Consider the following 16,825-nt stretch of genomic DNA (forward strand, 5'->3'; position numbering starts at 1 on the left):
GCCTCCAGAGGCTGCGGTCCCGTTCTTGGGGAGGTAGACGGTGTGGCCGGGGAGATCAGGAGCCCAGCCACACCGTCAGTCAGGAGATGAGCGAACCCACCGCGGCCAGGCCGGCGGGGGTGCTCACAGGGGCGGGGATCTGGGAGTGGCCCCACGACCACCCCAGGATGACGCCGACAGCCACCGCTGCGACGGTCAGGACGATGCCCAGAGCGACCAGGATGAAGGTCGCGCGCTTCTGCATGGAGAGCGAGCGCTCAAGCTCTTCCCCGGCCGCCTTCTTGTCGGCCTCCAGGCTCTCGATGCGCGACTTGTACTGGCTCTCGTACTTCTCGCCCAGGGTCTCCACCTGCGATCGCAGCTGGGCGACGAGCTCGCCGTTGGCGCGCACGCGGTCCTGCTCGACCTCCAGCGACGTGCTCCAGGCGGCCTTGCGGCTCTCGAGTTCGCTGATCGCGGTCTCTCGGTTGCGGATCAACTCGGCGTTCAAGCGCTCTTCGCGCTCCTCTGCCTCGCGACGGAGTTCGCGCAGTTCGACCTTGTGCTCGGCCTTCAGCTCCTCCATCCGGTTGACGCGGGCGAGCTCGTCGGCCAGCGCCATCGAGCGGGCGATGTCGTGCTTGCGGTTCTCGTCGATGAACTCGATGAGGCGGTTGTTCCAACGCTCCAGGAGCGCCCGCTCGCCCTCACGCTGCTCGGCCTGGCGCTCGCGCAGCAGCTCGAAGATGCGGTTCGTGCCCACGTCCATGCGGACACGAGCGTCCTTGGTGCGCATCTCCAGGACCGTCTGGCGGTCGTGGGCGTACTGCTCCTCGTGCCGGCGGTCGAGGTCGAGCCCCACCTCAGCGAGATCGCGCTCCAGCTTCGGGCGGTTGCGGTCTTCGTAGACGATGCGGGCGTGTGCGGCTGCCTGCTCGGCGCGGCTCTCCGCGGCGGCGTGGAAGCGCGCCAGGATCTCCTGACGCTGCGCCGCGATCTCCTGCGGTGCCGATGCGCGGTTGGCCTCGAAGTCGCGCTTGGCGCCGTCCATCAGGGCGGCGTACTGGGACCCAGGGGCGTCGGTCGAGACGGCAGCCATCGTGCGCTCGACGTGCAGGGCCGCGGTCTCCACGAACAGCTGTCGCAGCTCGTCGGTGTTGCCCTGGTGCAGCATCGCCAGCTCGGCGTTGGCCTGACGGCTCAGCTGTGCGATCTGGGAGCCGAGCCAGTCGGAGGGGTCTTCGGTGATGTCCAGCGCGATTGCGTCCGCCTCGGTGGCGAACACGCGCTCGAACTCGGCCAGGTCGACAACGAGGTCCAGGTCGTTGCTCAGGAACCGGCGTGCGATCGTGTCGCGCACTTCCTGCTCGTCGACGACGCGGTCGCGGTTCTCCTCGAGGTACTGGAAGTACCCGTCGGCCTCATCCGCGGTGTCGGCGTCGGTCGTGTCGCCCTCGTCGTCGGTCTGCCACGACGTGTCGAACGCCGGGCCGTCCTCGTCTTCGAATGCGGGCTGGTCCTGGGTGAACTCGGCCTCGAAACGCGCCTCGTCGAACTCCAGAGGCGGCTCTCCATCGTCGTACTCGCCCGTGGCGAGGTCGAGGTTGCCCTCGTCGGCGAGAGCCGCGTAGTCGACGTCCTCGTCCTGGTCGAAGCCGAAGGCGTCGGCCAGCGGGTCGACGTCCACCTCGGGCAGAGAAACCGTTGAGGCACCGGCTCCAGCACCAACGAGGGCGAGCTCGGCCTCCGCCGGGGCCTCCACGGAAATCTCCTGCTCGGCGCTGCCGCCGGCCCACGCCCAGACCTCTGGGAGCACGCCGCTCAGCGTGCGCTCTCCGTGAGCGATCGCCTTGGCGTCAGCGAAGCTGGCCTCGATGCCCTGGACGGTGTCGGCGATGAGTGCGTTGCCGCCGTCCTCGGAGCGGAAGACCGCCCAGTAGTACGGGGCCTCGGTGAGCAGGCTGTACTCGTCCATGCGGGCGAGGGTGTCGACGGTGGGGATGATGCCGAGGAACTCGGAGTCGAGCATCTCCCGGGTCGCCACGACCTGGATCTTGTCGGCTGCGATGAGCTCGATGATCGAGCCCTTGGTCGCGTCGCCCTTCTGCTTCTGGTTCAGGCCACCGATGCTGTCGGCCTGCAGAAGCAGGGCGACCCACGAAGTCCCGTTGGGAAGCGCGAATGCGTCATTGCGCTTCATGATGTCGATCGCGGCGCCGATGGCGCTTTCGTTCACGACGCTGGAGAGCAGCTCTGCGGGCTTCCGCTTCTTCTGAGCTGTGCTCTTGTTGCCAGTCGAGGCAGCCTGGGCGTCGTCGACGCCACCGGTCGTCTCGACCTGACCCTTACTCTTGCGACCGAATGCCATGGTCTAGTCCTTCCTGATCTTCTCGTAAACGAGCATATATGACGATTCCGCCATTATCGGTAGGCCGCCCCGGATTGGGGGTCAATGCACGAGCGAGGGCAGCTTCACGACCACGTGCGCGTCGCTCTTGAGCCGGTTCTTGTCCTCGGACTTCAGCTCGCCCTCGATGTCGACCTGCAGAGAGCGTGAGGCCGGGTTCTGGTTGATGAACGCCGCGACTTCGGTCGCCACCTCGTCGGTGAGCCGCGCAATCGCGGCGCGGGCACCACCGGCGTTGGAGTCGGTGTCCGCCTTGTCCTCCACCAAGTAATCGATCACTCGCGGGGCGATGAGGACCCGGGTTCCGTGCTTGGTCAGAACCTCCTGCACGAAGGCGGCGAGTTTCGCCGTCACGATCGTGCGCTGCGTGTTCCGCGAAAGAGGCTGGAAGGGCACGATCGCGTCGATGCGTCCGAGCAGTTCGGGCGGGAAGCGGTTGTCGCCCTGGGTGGAGGTGATCGAGCGCCGGATCTCCTTCATCTTCTCGGCAAGCTCCTTGCCCGAGCCGGTGTCGTCGACGTTGTACTGCGCGATGGTCTCGTAGATCTCCGAGCCGGCGTTGGTCGTCAGCACGATGTAGGTGTTGAGGAAGGAGACCTGGCGGCCGTTGGCGTCCGAGAGCCGGCCGTCGTCGAGCACCTGCAGCAGCATCCGGGTCACCATCGGGGATGCCTTCTCGATCTCATCCAGGAGTACCACCGCGTGGCTGGTGTGCCACACCCGGCTGGTGAGCTCGTGGCGGAAGAGGTCCAAGGACTCGTCGCGTGCGTACTCGGACATGTCGAAGCGGATCAGGTGCTTCTGCACGTCACCGAACATCAGCTGAGCGAGCTGCTTGGTGAGCTCGGACTTGCCGACACCGGTGGAGCCGGTGAAGAGGAAGGAGGAAGCCGGCTTCGTCTTGTCGTGGAGGTCCGCCACGCACAGCTGGAGACGCTTGGCCACGACCGAAGTCGCGAACTGCTGGCTGAACACCTTGCTGTCCAGCTGCGCCTTGATCTTCGCGGCGTCCACCCGGAAGGCGACATTGACGCCGACGGACTCGAGCAGCACGTCGGCCAACAGCGCGGTGTCCATCGGCCGCTTCGCGAACTTGTGCCAGCCGACCATCGAGTCGAGCACCAGGATCGACTTGCGCGGCTGGGTGGAGGCCGGGACGTAGCGATCGGTGTACTCGTGGATCAGCTCGAACATCCGGTCGTCGAAGAACTCCTCCGCGACCCCGTAGCGCTCCGCCATCCCACGCAGGATCTCCACGGTCGTGGCGCGGTCCGGCGGGCTGACGATGATGCGCTGCAGGCGCTCGACCAAGGGCTGGTTCGGCTTGATGAACTTGTCGAACTCATCGTCGGTCGTCGCGGCGATCACCCGGATGCCGCGCGCGCCAGAGGCGGCGAGCACGGGCTTCAGGGCCTCCACGGCCGCCGGGCTCAGCTGCACGATCTGGTGGAACTCGTCGATGAAGAGCACCAGTTCCTGTTCTTCGTCCTGGCTGTAGCGCTCGGCGTCGTCGAAGAGCTGCTTGATCAGCGACGCCATCTCGTCGGCGTTCGTCAAGCCGGCGATCATGAGGGCGAGGTCGACCTCCATGTAGCTGCGCGCGGTGTCCTTGACCGAAGCGGCCTGCACCAGAGCGGTCTTTCCCGAGCCGGGCGGGGCCAGCAGCAGCGCGTTGCAGAGCTCGGGCCGGCTGAGCGCGGCCATCAGCTGGGAGATCTCGTATTCGCGTCCGACGATCTCGCGCTCGGCGGCCTTCAGGGGGGAGCTGAATCGCGCAAGCGCTGCGTACTTCTCGTTGAGCTCGGTCGCTACGAACAATCTGGCCTGCCTCAGATGGGGGTGAAAATGCGTTTTCTGCTGATAAACGAGTGTAATCGTAACACGCGGACGCTGTCCGATTGCGAAAGATGAGCCTGCTCACGCTGTGGGAGTAGGCAGGTCTGCCCATACCGTGGCCCCACCATCTGGGACGAGATTTCATGTGGGGCCAGACGGGCGTCGACACGGTTGTCCCGCCCCTCCACATCTCACAAACACCCAGAAAGGGGATCAGAAATGAGCACCATCCAAGCCCAGGCGGAGATCGTGCAACCGCATCCAGGCGGCTCGATCGTCCTGGACGAGATCCGCGCAGCTGAGACTGCACTCCAGACTCTCGAGTCCACGCTGGAGTCGATGTCGAACGATCCGACATTCCCCTACCCGCCCACGCTGCCGGTCGGTGTCGGAAACCATCCGATGGTGACGCCGGCAACGGCCCCGGGTGACACCGGGGGCGCCGACAACGGAGCTGTCGACAACGTGGACGACATGCTTCCGGCGACCACAGTCCGCTCGCTTCTCGCGGTGCGTGCGGGCCAGCTGCTCGGCTCTGACGCCGAGGTCATCACGCTGCTGAACATCTTGGCCAGTCAGGACCGCTCAAGCGGCCAGGAGCCGTACGCGGTTCTCGCGTTCAGCAACATCGCCTCGACGCCGACAGTTCACTCCGACGCGGACACCGCCACGGACGGAGGCACCCCTCCGTCCTTCGATGGAGGCACTCCCTCAAAGCCGGGCGGCTGGCTCGACGGCATCTCCATCGACGTCGGCGTCTCGTGCGGAGGCCCGAACGCCTCCGCGAACGGCTCGTATGGCGCCGACGGAGGTTCCGTCACCGTCAAGGGCACGTCGGGCGGTCCATCGGGCACGGTCACGGTCAACCTCCCCGGGAAGGGCAAGTAGTCCCAGCCGCTCAGGAGGGCACACCCACTGGTGGCGGCGCGGCTGGCGCCGCCACCAGGCCAAGGCGCCGGGCGCGCTCTACGGCGATGAGCCTGTCTCCCGTGTTCAGCTTCCGGTAGATGTGCTCCAGATGCTTGTTGACCGTGGAGGCGCTGATTCCCAGCCGGGCACCGATCGCGCGCGCGGTCAGGCCGTTTGCGAGCAATCGAAGGACCGAGACTTCGCGGGCGGTGAGGTCCGATTCGACGGCTCGCGCCACCTCGTTCAACCCCCAGGTGCGCTCGATCAGAACGAGCAACGGCTGGATGCGCGTCGCCAGTTGAAGATCCTCGTCCGAGAAGTCGCGAGTGCGACGATTGAACGTCCAGCACGAGCCCGTCCGGGTGCCTTGCGACCCCGTCAGGATGGTGAACTGGAACTCCGATTCATAGGGGTGGAGGAGCAGGTTGTAGGCGTCGGTCCGATGCAACTCCGTCTCGGTGACGACGTCGCTCATCCGACGCGGCGACCTCACGTCCGGTCGTTGGAAGTAGCTCACGATCATGGGGTGATCGGTGACGTGCATCATCGTCTCGACGGCCGTCGCTGTCTGCGCCCCGAACACCTCCGCCGGCCGGCCGATGGTGGTGCCTTGGTCGGTTTCGAAATCGAGGTTGTTCCACCCGAGGGAGTCACAGGGAAATGCCTGGGCTAGCGCCTCGAGCGCGGCTACGAAGTAGTCCTGGCGCGAAACGCCCGGCTGAGCGTCCCAGATCAGCTCGTTTGCAAGTAATTCACCCATCGGCACCTCCCACAGGGTGCACGTCTCGCAGGTCCTCCACGTGGCGATCGGCGACAGATTACATCCCGGCCGGAGCAGTAGGCAATGCGTTCTACCGACAACAGGAAGTCGCGCTTGAACGCCAGGAACCCCCGAGTCATCGCCCCGGGGGTTCCTGAATAGATGGCCGCGTCGCAGCAGCCTGGCGCTTGGTCAGCGCTGGAGGCCAGCGTCCTCCTCGAGCTGCTGGCCGACGGCGGGCAGCGCCTGCTCGGCGAGCTCCGGGAAGCGCGCGGCGTTGCCGGTGGCGACCTCGAGGTCCCGCAGCTCCGGGAAGCGATCCATCCGCTGGGCCACGTCGGCCGCCTGCGTCTGACCGGTCTCCGCCGCCTCGGCGACCTCGACCAGCGCAGTCACCGGCGCTCCGGCTTTGAGGCTGTCGGAGAAGCCCTCCAGAAAGCCCCCCTTCGCCGCCTGCGTGACCGTGAGGGCCTCCTGAGCGCCCTCCCCCAGCTCCTCGTGGCCCAGGACCTCCGCCGTCACCGCGAGATCCCCGATCGGCAGCTGTCGCCGCGCTGCGGGCGTCTCCTGCCGCTCATCGTCTTTGCCGAAGTCGATAGCCATGATCTTGGCCCCTTCCGTTCTTCGAGGGATGCCCCCCGATCGTTGCTGAGATTCCGTTCCATCCCTGGAACGACCGAAGGCCCCGCACCGAGGTTGGAGTCCTCTGGTACGGGGCCTTCGACGGCTGGTTAGCCGAGCTCCGGCTCGTCGGCCGACGCGCCGGTGGTGGCGCCGACCAGCTCCGGCTTCGGCTTCGGCTTGGAAGCCGTGCGGGGCTTGGCGGCCGCGCGCGACTTGGTCGCCGGCTTGGCGGCGGCCTCCTCCACGACGGCTTCGGCCTCGGCGACGACGTCCGCGGCGGGCGCGGTCTTCGCGGCCTCGCGGGCGGCCTTGGCCTCCGCCATCGAGTCGAAGATCTGCTTGCGGATGTCGCGGCCCTGGGCGTCCGGTCCGACCGAGAGCTCGGTTGCGGTGAGCGTCTTGGTGTTCGCGATCACCTCGCTGCCGCTGATCAGCAGGTCGGCCTTGACGCCGTAGATCTTGCCGACGACCTCGTTGGCCGTGTTGGTCAGGTCGACCACGTTGTCGCCAGCGGCCTCCTTGATGGCCTCGAACTGGCCGGCCGAGTAGCGGGCCGAGTTGTTGTAGCCCGAGGGCGACTTCTCGTCCTTCTTCGACACCAGCTGGAGGGCCGTCTGGCCCGGGGCCCGGCGGTCGCCCGGGTGGATGCGGGCGTCGAGGTAGTGCGTGGTGACCTCGCCGTCCTTCTTCGCCACCCGGTTGTCGTACGCGATGACGACGAGGTTGACGTCCTTCATCGCGCCGGCGCCGTGGGTTTCCTTGCGAAGATCTGCCATTTTCTTCTCCTGTGCGTTCGGGTCGGTGGCTCACCGCCGGTCCGACCAATGTTGGTTTAGGTAACGCGCCAGTCCCGAGAAGCCCCCTCGTTTATGACTCTCTGACGATATCACGAAGTGCTCGTAAACGTGTAGAAATGACGAAAACACGCGTTTACGAGAATTTGTCAGCGAAGTTCACCTGAGCGTGTCGGCTGCTGGTTCTCCGGGCCGTCCTCAAGCACCGGCTGGCGGGCGACCTTGTCGACCTGGGCCGTGACCTGCTCAGCGAGGTCTGCGCTCAGTCGTACCGTGCGGCTGCGACGGGCGATCACGCGCACGCGCGCAAGCTCGGCCACGTGGCTCTGTAGGAGCCCGCCGGCGTCGGCTGAGATCTCGTCGGCGAGCTTGACCATGCTCTGGACATCGCTGACCGGAAGCTCGCTGACAGCGTCCTCCTGGCCGGATGCCACGAGGTACGCCACCGCGGCGTCGAGTGCCTCGGATCGACGATCTGCGGCTGCCCGGAACGCGGCGAGGGTGCGCTTGCCGACCTCGACGTCGGTCGAGAAGTCGAAGCGCATGTGGTGCAGGTCCAGGCCCTTCACCTCCTCGAACGTGTGCTCGGCGCCCGGGGTGATCTGGGCTGCGTCACGACCGGTCGCCGGGTCGCTCAGCACCTCCAGCTTCAGGCCCTTGCCTGCCAGCTGGACGCGCAGGTCGTCGACCTTCCCGGCGTACGTCGTGCGCATGCGGCGGACGCGCTCTTCCAGTACCTTGACGGCAGCAGCGTCCCCTCGTGCGACGAGTCGGCCGCCGGCCTGGCCGTAGATCTCGCGCCCGATGCGCTCGGCCTCGTCCTCGTTCTGCGTTCGGCGCAGGGACTGGTCGCGTCGCATCGACTCCAGCGAGATGACGCGCTCACCGTATTCGGCGACCTCGTTCCACTCCGTGTACCACTCCGCGGTCGGCGGCGTGAACCGCAGGAAGCTGCGGTATTTCGATGCCACTCGCGCGTGGTACTCCTCCTCCTCGAGGTAGAAGTCGTAGACAGCGCGTGAGGCCTCGGATGCCCGGCCCTCATCGTCCGCGGCCTCCCAGGCCCGGACCTGCTCGTGGTAGTGCTCTCGTCGTTCCGTGTGGTGCTCGAGGCGTGATGCGAACGAGCGCATCCGGAAGCCGAAACCGACGAGGTCGTCGTCGTGATTGTCGCTGTGAGCGCGCTGGGCCAGCGCTTCGTAGTCCAGCCCCATCGCATCGAGCATCGGCGTGCGCACCCGGAGCGCGTCGGGCGGGAGCTGCCGCAGCAGGGCGTAGACCGAGTTCACACTGCGTTCGATGATCTGGTCTTCGCCGCGCTTAACGAGCTTGCGCCACTCGTCGGCGTTGAGGCCTTCTTCACGGCGGCGGTGGTCGGCATAGGCGCGTACGTCCGCCATGGCCTGAACCATGGGTGAGCCGTCACGGTCGAGGACCTCCCGCACGAGCTGGTGCACGATGCGGTTGGGCTTGCGCATGGCGAGGTTGTTGGTGCCTGCACGCCAGAGCCGGCGGTCTTCGGGCAGGCAGGCGAGGAGGAACTGGGGCAGAGACTCGCGCAGCATCTGCTGGTGGGCCCAGCGCTTGACGAAGGTCGTCACGTTACGCCGCTCGTAGCCGATCGCGCTGGTGAGGTGCTTGACCGTCTTCTTCTCGTCCAGCCAGGCGTCGACGCCTCGGCGCAGCAGACTCTTGGCGCGGGCGCTGATCTTGCCCTTCTGCGAGCCGTCGGCGGTGAGGTGGCCGGGGCCGGCGTCCACCATCGCGAGGTGGCAGTGCACGTGCTCGGTGTCGACCTGGATGACCGCGACGTAGCGCAGGTCGTCATAGAGGGTGCGGCCCATCCGGTCCAGGCCGTGCATGACCGCGAGGCGCAGCTTCATCTGGTCGATGTGGCCGCGGTAGTCGCCGCGCTTCTCGCAGACGAAGTCCTCCGGGATGATCTTGTGCTTGCGCAGGTACTCCTGGTCGAAGGAGAGCACGGTCTTCATGACCGTGTGGCCCTGCTCGAAGAGCCCCTGGATGTCGGCGCTGGCGCTCTGCAGCTGCTCGTGGGAGAGGGAGACCTCGTCGTACCCGAACGCGACGCCGCCTTCACCCTGAGCGGCTGCCATCCGGCGCTTGAGGGTGTTCCGGTCGCGGACGCCGATGCTCTCGCTGGCGTCCTTGCGTGCCATGTAGCGCAGGATGAAGTCGTCGGTGCGCTGACGACGGATCGGGGCGAGCGATTCGGTGGCCATCTCGCGGGCCATGTAGCGGGTCACATAGTCGCCGGGTGTGCCGCCGCGCGTGCCCTTCTTGCCCTTCCTGGTGCGGGAGGGCAGCGGGATCGAGAACTCGTTGACGATGACGACGTCCTGCTTCAGTCCCATTCCTCTGGTCCTCTCCCTGCTTGCGTGCTGTGCGGATCTCATCGACGGAGGGGTCCGCTCCCGGAGCGTTTGCTCGGTGCGGACCCCTCGTCGTGTCTGGAACCTCGATTACAGATTCGGCTCCGCGTGGTCAGCGCGGTCGGTCGCCTCGTCGGCTTCGAGTTCGGCGCGGATGCGCGCCGCCCGGCGCTCTGCGGCGATCCGGTGGTCCTCAGCGTCGGTACCGGCGAGGTGCAGCGCGAGCGGCTCCAGCTCCGGCTGCGGTTCGGTGAGGTCCAGGAAGCCATCCGCGGTCAGCGCCTCGGCGGGGACCAGCGGCTCCTCTTCGGGGGCCTCGAACGAGAGCTCCGGCTCGATGGTCTCGTCCAGGACGGTCTCGGCTTCGGCCTCCTGTGCCTCTGCGGCGAAGTCGCTGGAGAGAACGTGGTCGACGCCCGGTTCGACGCGGGAGAGGTAGACGTCTGCGGCGCTGCCGGGGACGATCGCCTCCTCTTCCGTCTCGTCCACGATCTCCGGCTCGACCGGCTGCTTCGCAACGATCTCGGACACCAGGCGGCTGAATACGCCCGCGGGGACGATCGCGCGCTGCTCGGCCTCTGCCGCTTCCACAGCGATAGCGGCCGTCGCGGGCTGGCGGTGCTCCTCGAAGGACATGTCGCTGAACACGTCGAGGCTCGCTCCGGGGTTCTCCAGCGCTGCGGCGACGGCCTCGGCGGATGCCTCCCCCGCCTCGGGCTCAGCGGTGAAGTCGGGGAAGTACTCGGAGAGCTCGTATCCGCTGTTGGCCTCGTCGAGTTCGAGTGCGGTCTGATCGTGCACGTTCATGAACACCACCGGCGGCTCGTCGGAGAGTTCCGGGGCGACCACGAGGAAGTCGGCCTTGCCAGGGAGCGTCCACGGGATGCCCGACATCTCGGCCGGAACCCGGAACGCCTCGCTGAAGTAGCCCTTGCTCACCAGCGCGGCAAGCTGCTTGTGGTTGAAGTCGTAGAACGCGTCCACCGGGAGACCGGCGCCGCGACGGTAGGTCAGTTCGCTGACGCCGTACGGCAGCTCGACCGCCGGACGGGCCTCGGTCAGCTCTCCGCGCAGGTGCAGGTACGGGCGGTAGTTGGCCTCGGGTCCGTAGTGCAACAGCTCGACCAGCTCCATCTCGACGGTGCTCTCAATGGGCACGCCGGTCAGTGAATCGGAGTGGATCTGCTCGTTGTTCGCGATACGCCCGAACCAGGGGTCGCTCACCTTCAGTGGTGCGATCTTCATCTTCGTCTCCTCGAATCTGTGGTGGGGCGGATCAGGCGGTCTGGGTCTTCTTGCGCCGCGACGAGGCAGCCTTCAGGCTCACCGGCGCGACGACGGCGTGCTCGCGGCCGAACGCCCAGCCGGACACCTGCTCGATCAGGCGTCGGCGCAGGCGCCAGAGCTTCGTGATCAGGACCACCACGAGCGCGAAGAGAATCGCGATCAGGAACAGTGACGGCGCGATCCAGACCGACAGGATGGTCTCGATGGGCATGGACATCGTGATGCCGCTGCCGGCTTTCACGAAGCCGAGGATCAGGGGGACGACGCGGATGGCCGAGAAGAACACGATCACGTAGCAGACGACAAGGAACAGGAACAGCGAGGCGGTCTTGGTGAACAAGACGAGGCCGACCGGCTTCAACTTGGACCGAAGGCCCGTGGTGCGGGTGCCGCTCGTTGCGCTCGTGTTGCTGCCCATCTGCTGATCTCCTCGTGGCTTTGCTGGTTTACCTGCGAACATGCGTTTTCTGCTCGTCTATGAGGAAACTCTATCAGGTGAGCGCGATTCTCTCTCGCCCCGTGAAGGGGGTAGCCGCGCCGTGTCGGGGGGCTCCGACACGGCGCGACAGCGGTCAGCCCGAGACGCGGGGCTGGGTCGTTGAGGCGAACCCGGTGAGTGCTGTCACCTTGTTCTCGCCGTTGATGGTGATGAGGATGGTCGCGACGCTGCCAGCAGTCCCGAGTCCGTCGCTGGACTTCGCCTGGACGTCGACGAGCGCGAGGTAGTTGTAGTTCAGCGCGTCGACTGAGAGCAGCTTCACCGTCGTGTCCGCCACCTCAGAGTTCAGGCCGGCGGCGTCGATATAGGGGTACTGGTTGCCCTGCTTGTCGACGTTCACCGGAGCCTTCGGCAGGAACGCGGTCATGAAGCTCGAGTCCTCGCTGAGGCCGGTGATGCGCATCGTGCTCGCCCGGGCCTCGCGGTAGGTCGCGTCGCTGTTCCAGGTGAACACGCGGTGCACGAGGTCCTCGATGTTCGCCGTGTCGGACGTCACGCGGCTCCCCTGCGCGCCCGCCGAGGCGAGCGAGCTCGTGGACTCCAGCTTGCTCGTCGTGGCCTGCGCCGCAGCGATCTTGCTGTCGAGGCGGCTGAGCTGCGCCTTCTGCGAGTCGAGGGAGGTGTTCTGGTTCGCGGCCGTCACCCCGCCGACGATCGCCGTGGCGATGAGAATCCCGCCGGCGACCAGCGGGAACACCGCGTTCTTCAGCTTGCCCATGTCACTTCCCTGCCGTCTGGAGTTGGGTCGCCGTGTTGGAGGCGAGCGTGGTGGTGCCGACCTTCAGGCTCCCGAACTTGCCCTGGTCGACGTAGTAGCTGGCAGTCGCCCACGCCAGAAGCGCGCCGGTGCTCGGGTTGCTGTCCAACCACGTGGCCTCGAAGACTCCCGGCGTCTGGGTGGCGACCATCGAGGCCAAGGCCCAGCTGGTGGTGCTCGGGTCGGCCACCGGGGAGGATTCACGGCCCTGATGCGCGACGAACCACGGGAACCGCGGGTCGATCTGGGTGGCTCCGAAGGGCAGGTACGATCCCGGCGAGTAGGCCTGTGCGGGATCTGCGACGAATGCCCGCTCGACGAAGTACGGTTCGAGGAGCTTCCGGTGCTGCACGGAAGCCAGGAAGGCGGGACCAGGGGCTCCGTTGGTAGGTGCCTGCTCGGTGTTCCCCTGGAACAGGATCGCGGTGAACTGCTGCTGCAGCGCCGCCACCTCTCGACCCTTGACGGCCGCGGCGGCGAGCTGAGCATTGAGGTCGCTCGCGTACTTCGACGCGGCCTTCTGATCGGCCGCGGGGATCGCATCGAGCTGACCCTGGGCCTGGGCGATCTGCTGCTGCAGGCTCTGGCCGGCGAGCTCGAAGGTCTGAGTGCCCGAGGTGGTGGCCACGCCGATCGCCCCGGCTCCTACGAGCAATGCCACTCCGAGGCAGAGCGAGACGACCTGTGCACGGCGCCCTGACGGTGCGGCCGCCTGCTTGCGCGCGCGACGCTCCGTCAGGCGGCTCTCGAGTTCCTCCGGGGTGACCTTGTTCGCGCGGCGTGCGCGGTTCTTCTCCTGAAGGGCGCTGATCTTGGCGTCGAGGTCTTCTCTCGTCAGCCTCGGCTTGGTCTGGTTCGTCACTTCTCTGCTCTCCGCTGTTCTAGGAGGTGGCCGGCTGGGTCGTGATGAGGTCGGTCACGTCGACGAAGACGTAGTCGCCGTCTTCGAGGGTGGATACCGGAATCGTCGTGGCCTCGGTGCCAGCCCCGTTGGTGCCGCACGCGGCCTGGCCGATGATCGCCTGGTCGCCTTGGATGCCGAGCACCACGAAGGTGTGCCCATCTGCGCTGGTGATCCCGGTGGAGCCGACCGAATACGCCGTAGGGACCTTCGTCAGGGCCTTGCCCATCATCTGCGCCATCGACCCTGCGGTGTCCTTCCCGTTGCCCGGCGCGTACTGCTGGAACGACGTGTACTTGTTGACGAAGTAAGTGGAGAACCCGACGCAGTTGTCGGCCTTGCCGTAGCCGCAATCGCCCGGCCCGCCGGCGCCGTAGCGGTTGTCGAGGAACGACTCGCCCTCCTGCTTGTAGAGAGCCATCAGGGCCCGGGCCTCCTCGAGGGTGAGACCGCCAGGCTTCGCCATGACCTGCCCGGCGCCCGTCTGCAGGCAGTTGGCGCGGATCGCGGCCGCGCGGCCGGAGTTCGCTCCGGTGACCGTGGTGCCTGCCTGCGCGAGGATCGAGTTCGCGAGGGCCTGATCCTTCGTCCAGCCGCTGAAGAGCCCCATCCACTTCACGGCGTTGTCCGCGCGGCGCTGGGCCATCTGGTCGGTGTCTGCGGAGACCTCCCAGACGCGGTGGAAGTAGAGCGCGGCCGCGCTCGGTGAGCCCTGCGAGGTGCTGATCATGCCCTTGACGATCTGGACGCTGTTGGGGTTGTCGGCCGAGATCATGAAGCCGAGCTGCGCCTGGATCGTCCACCAGTCGATGCTGCGTGCGGATGCGTAGTCGCGCAGATTCTGGTTGCGGCCGAACGTCCACTGGCCGAGGCCGATGCCGTTGTTGGTGTCGGCGGCCTCCGCCTGCTTCGTGGTCGTCATCTGCTGAGGGGCGCTGAAGTCACCCTGCACGCTGGTCGGGTCGACGCCCGATTCGGCCTCCCAGTTGCCGAGGATGCCTGCGATGTTCTCGTCGGGCATTCCCCAGGCGCTGAGCACGCTGTAGATCGTCTTGGCATTCGTGAGCTGCTGGGCGTCGACCGTGGGGTTGGAGCCGTCGACGTTGGCCAGAGCCTGCTGCGCGTTCGCCTGGCAGCCGACCGTGCCGTCCTTCATCGCCAGCGCGTTGCCGCTAGAGACACCCGTCACCAGGGAGACGGCGACCACCGCGACAACAGCTCCACCTGCGACGAACGAAGCCGTCCCGGCGACAGCCGCGCTGATCGCGCCTCCGAGGGCCGAGCTCACAGTGGCGCCGACCCCCATCACCACGCCGACGGCCGTCTTCGCGACAGCCAGCGCGAGACCGACTGCGAGGCTCCAGAGGTTCGCCGCGATCGCGTAGAGGCTCATCAGCAGGCCCTTGAGCCAGTTGATGAACATCGCGAGCAGCAGAATCTGACCAGCTGCACCCGCCACGGGGACCGCCGCCGCGGCTCCCGCTGCCCTGCCCGCACCCGAGGCCTTGGGGGCTGGGTTGTCATCGTCCGGAGACGATCCTTGGGCCGTGGAGGTGCCGCCTGCGCCGAGCGCTGGGGTCTGCGGTGGCTGAGCGGCGTCTTTGCTCGCGTCTGTGGCGTCGCTCTTCGCGGGAAGGCCCGTCGGCGAGCCGGCGTCCTGGCGGGCGATGGACTGCGCTCCTGCGCCGACCTTGCTCACGTCGGCTGCGCCAGGTCCCAGGGACCCGAGCGATGCGAACCCGCCGGCTCCTCCGATGGGGTTATCGGCCATCAGCTCGTCCTCTCCTCGTCAGTCGGTGTGCACGCCGGTGCGGCGTCTTGGTGGTGTGCTCAGTAGATGAATAGGGACTTCTTGGCCTCGTTCTGGGAGGCACCCTCTCGAACGCTGCGGAGCGCGACCTCGAGGTTGATCAGGGTCGAGTACGAGTCCACCTGGTAGGCGACCTTGTGCGTGTAGTAGTCCTGGTAGGCCTGGGCGAGGTTGTTGCGGATGTCGATCAGCGGCTGCATGACCGCATCAGACGTGCCGTAGTCGCTCAGCAGCCGACCGTTGGAAAGCTTCCACTCGAGGCTGTTCGGTTGCAGGGTCCCGGTGCTGGCGTCCTTGGACAGCGCCGCCTTGTCGGCCAGGAACGTCACGTAGGACTGACCGGCGGGGACGATCGAGTCCAGGTAACCCTGGGCGACGCTCCCCGAGCGCCAGTCGAAGTTGAAGCCGCTCGGGCTGACCCATTTGGTCTTCAGCGCCAGAGTGGAGGGAGCGCCTGCGACGGTGGCCTTGCCAGTCACCACGTCGCCGGCGATCTGATCCGGCACCTTCGGGAGCACGAGCGATATCCCGTCGACGTTCACGCGAGCCGCCTCCGACTGGTACTCGGCGATCCGCGCCTGATCGACCTGCAGCTGGGCGAGCTGGCCGTCCATCGTGTCGCGGATCGTCTTCTCCTGCGGAGCGATGACGAGGCTCGCGTAGATGGCTCCGGGGTCGACCGTGTTGCTGTCGAGTGCGGGGGTGACCTTCGCGCCGGACGCTCCCGGGTTGAAGTAGATTCGCCACTGGTCGAACTGGAGGAACGACTTCTGGCCCTTGAGGTCGTCGCGGAGCTTGCTGCTGTCGCTCGGCCGGTAGACGAGCTCAGAGTTGGCGCGCATGGTGAGGTTCAGGACCTGCTGCGGGAACGGCTGGTCACTGTCCAGGACCATGGCCATGTACCCGGTCGAGCCGAAGACGTCGATCTGACCGGTGACCTGAGTCTTCAGTGCTTCCTCGCCGAGGCTCACGTTCGAGCCGGTGAGGAACGCGCGATACTTCGCTGCGTTCGCCGACATCGAGCTGGTGTCCTTGAAGTGCCACAGCACCATCGCACGCGTGCGGTGGCTGTTGACGTAGACGCCGTCCACGGCACCCTCGACCTGGGTCTTCGAGGTGTTGAACGACTTCACGTACAGGGTCGTGGCGTCCATGGTGGACTGCTGGTTGGCGATCGCTGACGCCGAGGCGCCGCCGAAGAGGGCCACGGCAGTGACGGCGATGATCGCGAAGAATGCACCGAATCGCTCGATCCCGTGGTGCGAGTCGAGTCGCAGCTTGGCCGCGATCCCCTTCGCCGTGTCCTTGGTGCCCATGTCCCGAGCCTTTCTATTGCCGCTGTGTCGTGAGGTCGTGCTGCGCGAGAGAGGGGGTATCCGCGGGACAGGAAACGGGGTCGACGGCTACTTGCCGTCGACCCCGCATCTATGCGTCGCGGATCCCGGGTTGGGCTAGCGCCCCAGTCCGAGCGTGCCCTTGAGGATGATGAAGCCGCCGCCGAGGTCCTGGATCGTCTTCTGGCCTCCGGAGGCGATATCGGTGATCAGGGTGATGCCGCCGGTCATCATGGCGCCGCCGACGATGATCATGAGGATGATCTTCACCCACGGCTCGCCCGCGCCGTTCTGGTGGCTGCCGAAGAACTTCTTGATGATCAGCACCGCGGCCCAGACAACAGCGGCCAGGCCGAGCAGCGTGACGAGGCCTCCGCCGGCGAGCCCGAGGTAGTTCTTGCTGTTCGCGAGCGCCGAGATCAGGTCCCAGCTCGCCGTCGGCAGGGTCGGGGCCATGTGGCCACTCACGGCGTTCTCGATGATGGCAGTGGTGGTGGTGCTCATGCGCTGTCCTCGCTCTTGGTTTCTAAGGTGTGGT

At 66.7% G+C, this 16,825-nt stretch carries 14 protein-coding genes; 1 reads left to right on the forward strand and 13 read right to left on the reverse strand.

The annotated features are described in order from the left end of the window. Positions 1-79: 79 nt before the first annotated feature. Positions 80-2,347 (reverse strand): hypothetical protein, encoded by a 2,268-nt coding sequence (locus ACFVU2_RS19845; protein WP_387878114.1) that lies wholly within the window; start codon positions 2,345-2,347, stop codon positions 80-82. Between the two features lie 81 nt (positions 2,348-2,428). Then, a complete protein-coding gene (locus tag ACFVU2_RS19850; protein ID WP_387878117.1) occupies positions 2,429-4,204 on the reverse strand; it encodes an AAA family ATPase in 1,776 nt (591 codons plus the stop codon). A gap of 237 nt (positions 4,205-4,441) precedes the next feature. Between ACFVU2_RS19850 and ACFVU2_RS19855 the strand changes: the two genes are divergently transcribed. Next, positions 4,442-5,110: a hypothetical protein gene (locus ACFVU2_RS19855; RefSeq protein WP_387878120.1), complete on the forward strand. Its 669-nt coding sequence runs from the start codon at positions 4,442-4,444 to the stop codon at positions 5,108-5,110. Positions 5,111-5,120: 10 nt separating this feature from the next. On the opposite strand, the gene ACFVU2_RS19860 is transcribed toward ACFVU2_RS19855, so the two are convergent. The 11 genes from ACFVU2_RS19860 to ACFVU2_RS19910 all read right to left on the reverse strand — a co-directional run bounded on the left by ACFVU2_RS19860 (position 5,121) and on the right by ACFVU2_RS19910 (position 16,791). Continuing rightward, positions 5,121-5,891 carry a response regulator transcription factor gene (locus tag ACFVU2_RS19860; RefSeq protein WP_387878122.1) on the reverse strand — a complete coding sequence of 257 codons (771 nt, stop codon included), beginning with the start codon at positions 5,889-5,891 and terminating at the stop codon, positions 5,121-5,123. A gap of 192 nt (positions 5,892-6,083) precedes the next feature. Continuing rightward, a complete protein-coding gene (locus ACFVU2_RS19865; RefSeq protein WP_387878124.1) occupies positions 6,084-6,494 on the reverse strand; it encodes a hypothetical protein in 411 nt (136 codons plus the stop codon). A gap of 128 nt (positions 6,495-6,622) precedes the next feature. Beyond that, positions 6,623-7,291 (reverse strand): hypothetical protein, encoded by a 669-nt coding sequence (locus ACFVU2_RS19870; protein WP_387878126.1) that lies wholly within the window; start codon positions 7,289-7,291, stop codon positions 6,623-6,625. 167 nt (positions 7,292-7,458) lie between these two features. Then, positions 7,459-9,681: a relaxase MobL gene (gene mobL, locus ACFVU2_RS19875; RefSeq protein WP_387878128.1), complete on the reverse strand. Its 2,223-nt coding sequence runs from the start codon at positions 9,679-9,681 to the stop codon at positions 7,459-7,461. A 108-nt stretch (positions 9,682-9,789) separates the two neighbouring features. Beyond that, entirely contained in the window at positions 9,790-10,944 is a 1,155-nt protein-coding gene (locus ACFVU2_RS19880; RefSeq protein ID WP_387878131.1) for a hypothetical protein, read from the reverse strand. 31 nt (positions 10,945-10,975) lie between these two features. Further along, positions 10,976-11,404, reverse strand: a complete 429-nt coding sequence (locus tag ACFVU2_RS19885; RefSeq protein WP_387878132.1) for a hypothetical protein — start codon at positions 11,402-11,404, stop codon at positions 10,976-10,978. Between the two features lie 154 nt (positions 11,405-11,558). Next, positions 11,559-12,203: a hypothetical protein gene (locus ACFVU2_RS19890; RefSeq protein WP_387878133.1), complete on the reverse strand. Its 645-nt coding sequence runs from the start codon at positions 12,201-12,203 to the stop codon at positions 11,559-11,561. 1 nt (position 12,204) lies between these two features. After that, on the reverse strand, positions 12,205-13,104 hold the full coding sequence (locus tag ACFVU2_RS19895) for a hypothetical protein (RefSeq protein ID WP_387878135.1): 900 nt from the start codon (positions 13,102-13,104) through the stop codon (positions 12,205-12,207). Positions 13,105-13,123: 19 nt separating this feature from the next. Continuing rightward, positions 13,124-14,914: a phage tail tip lysozyme gene (locus ACFVU2_RS19900; RefSeq protein ID WP_387878137.1), complete on the reverse strand. Its 1,791-nt coding sequence runs from the start codon at positions 14,912-14,914 to the stop codon at positions 13,124-13,126. Between the two features lie 59 nt (positions 14,915-14,973). Continuing rightward, positions 14,974-16,269 (reverse strand): hypothetical protein, encoded by a 1,296-nt coding sequence (locus tag ACFVU2_RS19905; RefSeq protein WP_387878140.1) that lies wholly within the window; start codon positions 16,267-16,269, stop codon positions 14,974-14,976. 135 nt (positions 16,270-16,404) lie between these two features. After that, positions 16,405-16,791, reverse strand: a complete 387-nt coding sequence (locus ACFVU2_RS19910) for a hypothetical protein (RefSeq protein WP_387878143.1) — start codon at positions 16,789-16,791, stop codon at positions 16,405-16,407. Positions 16,792-16,825 lie beyond the last annotated feature (34 nt).

Source organism: Leifsonia sp. NPDC058194 (genome assembly GCF_042883605.1).
Taxonomy (GTDB): Bacteria; Actinomycetota; Actinomycetes; order Actinomycetales; family Microbacteriaceae; genus Leifsonia.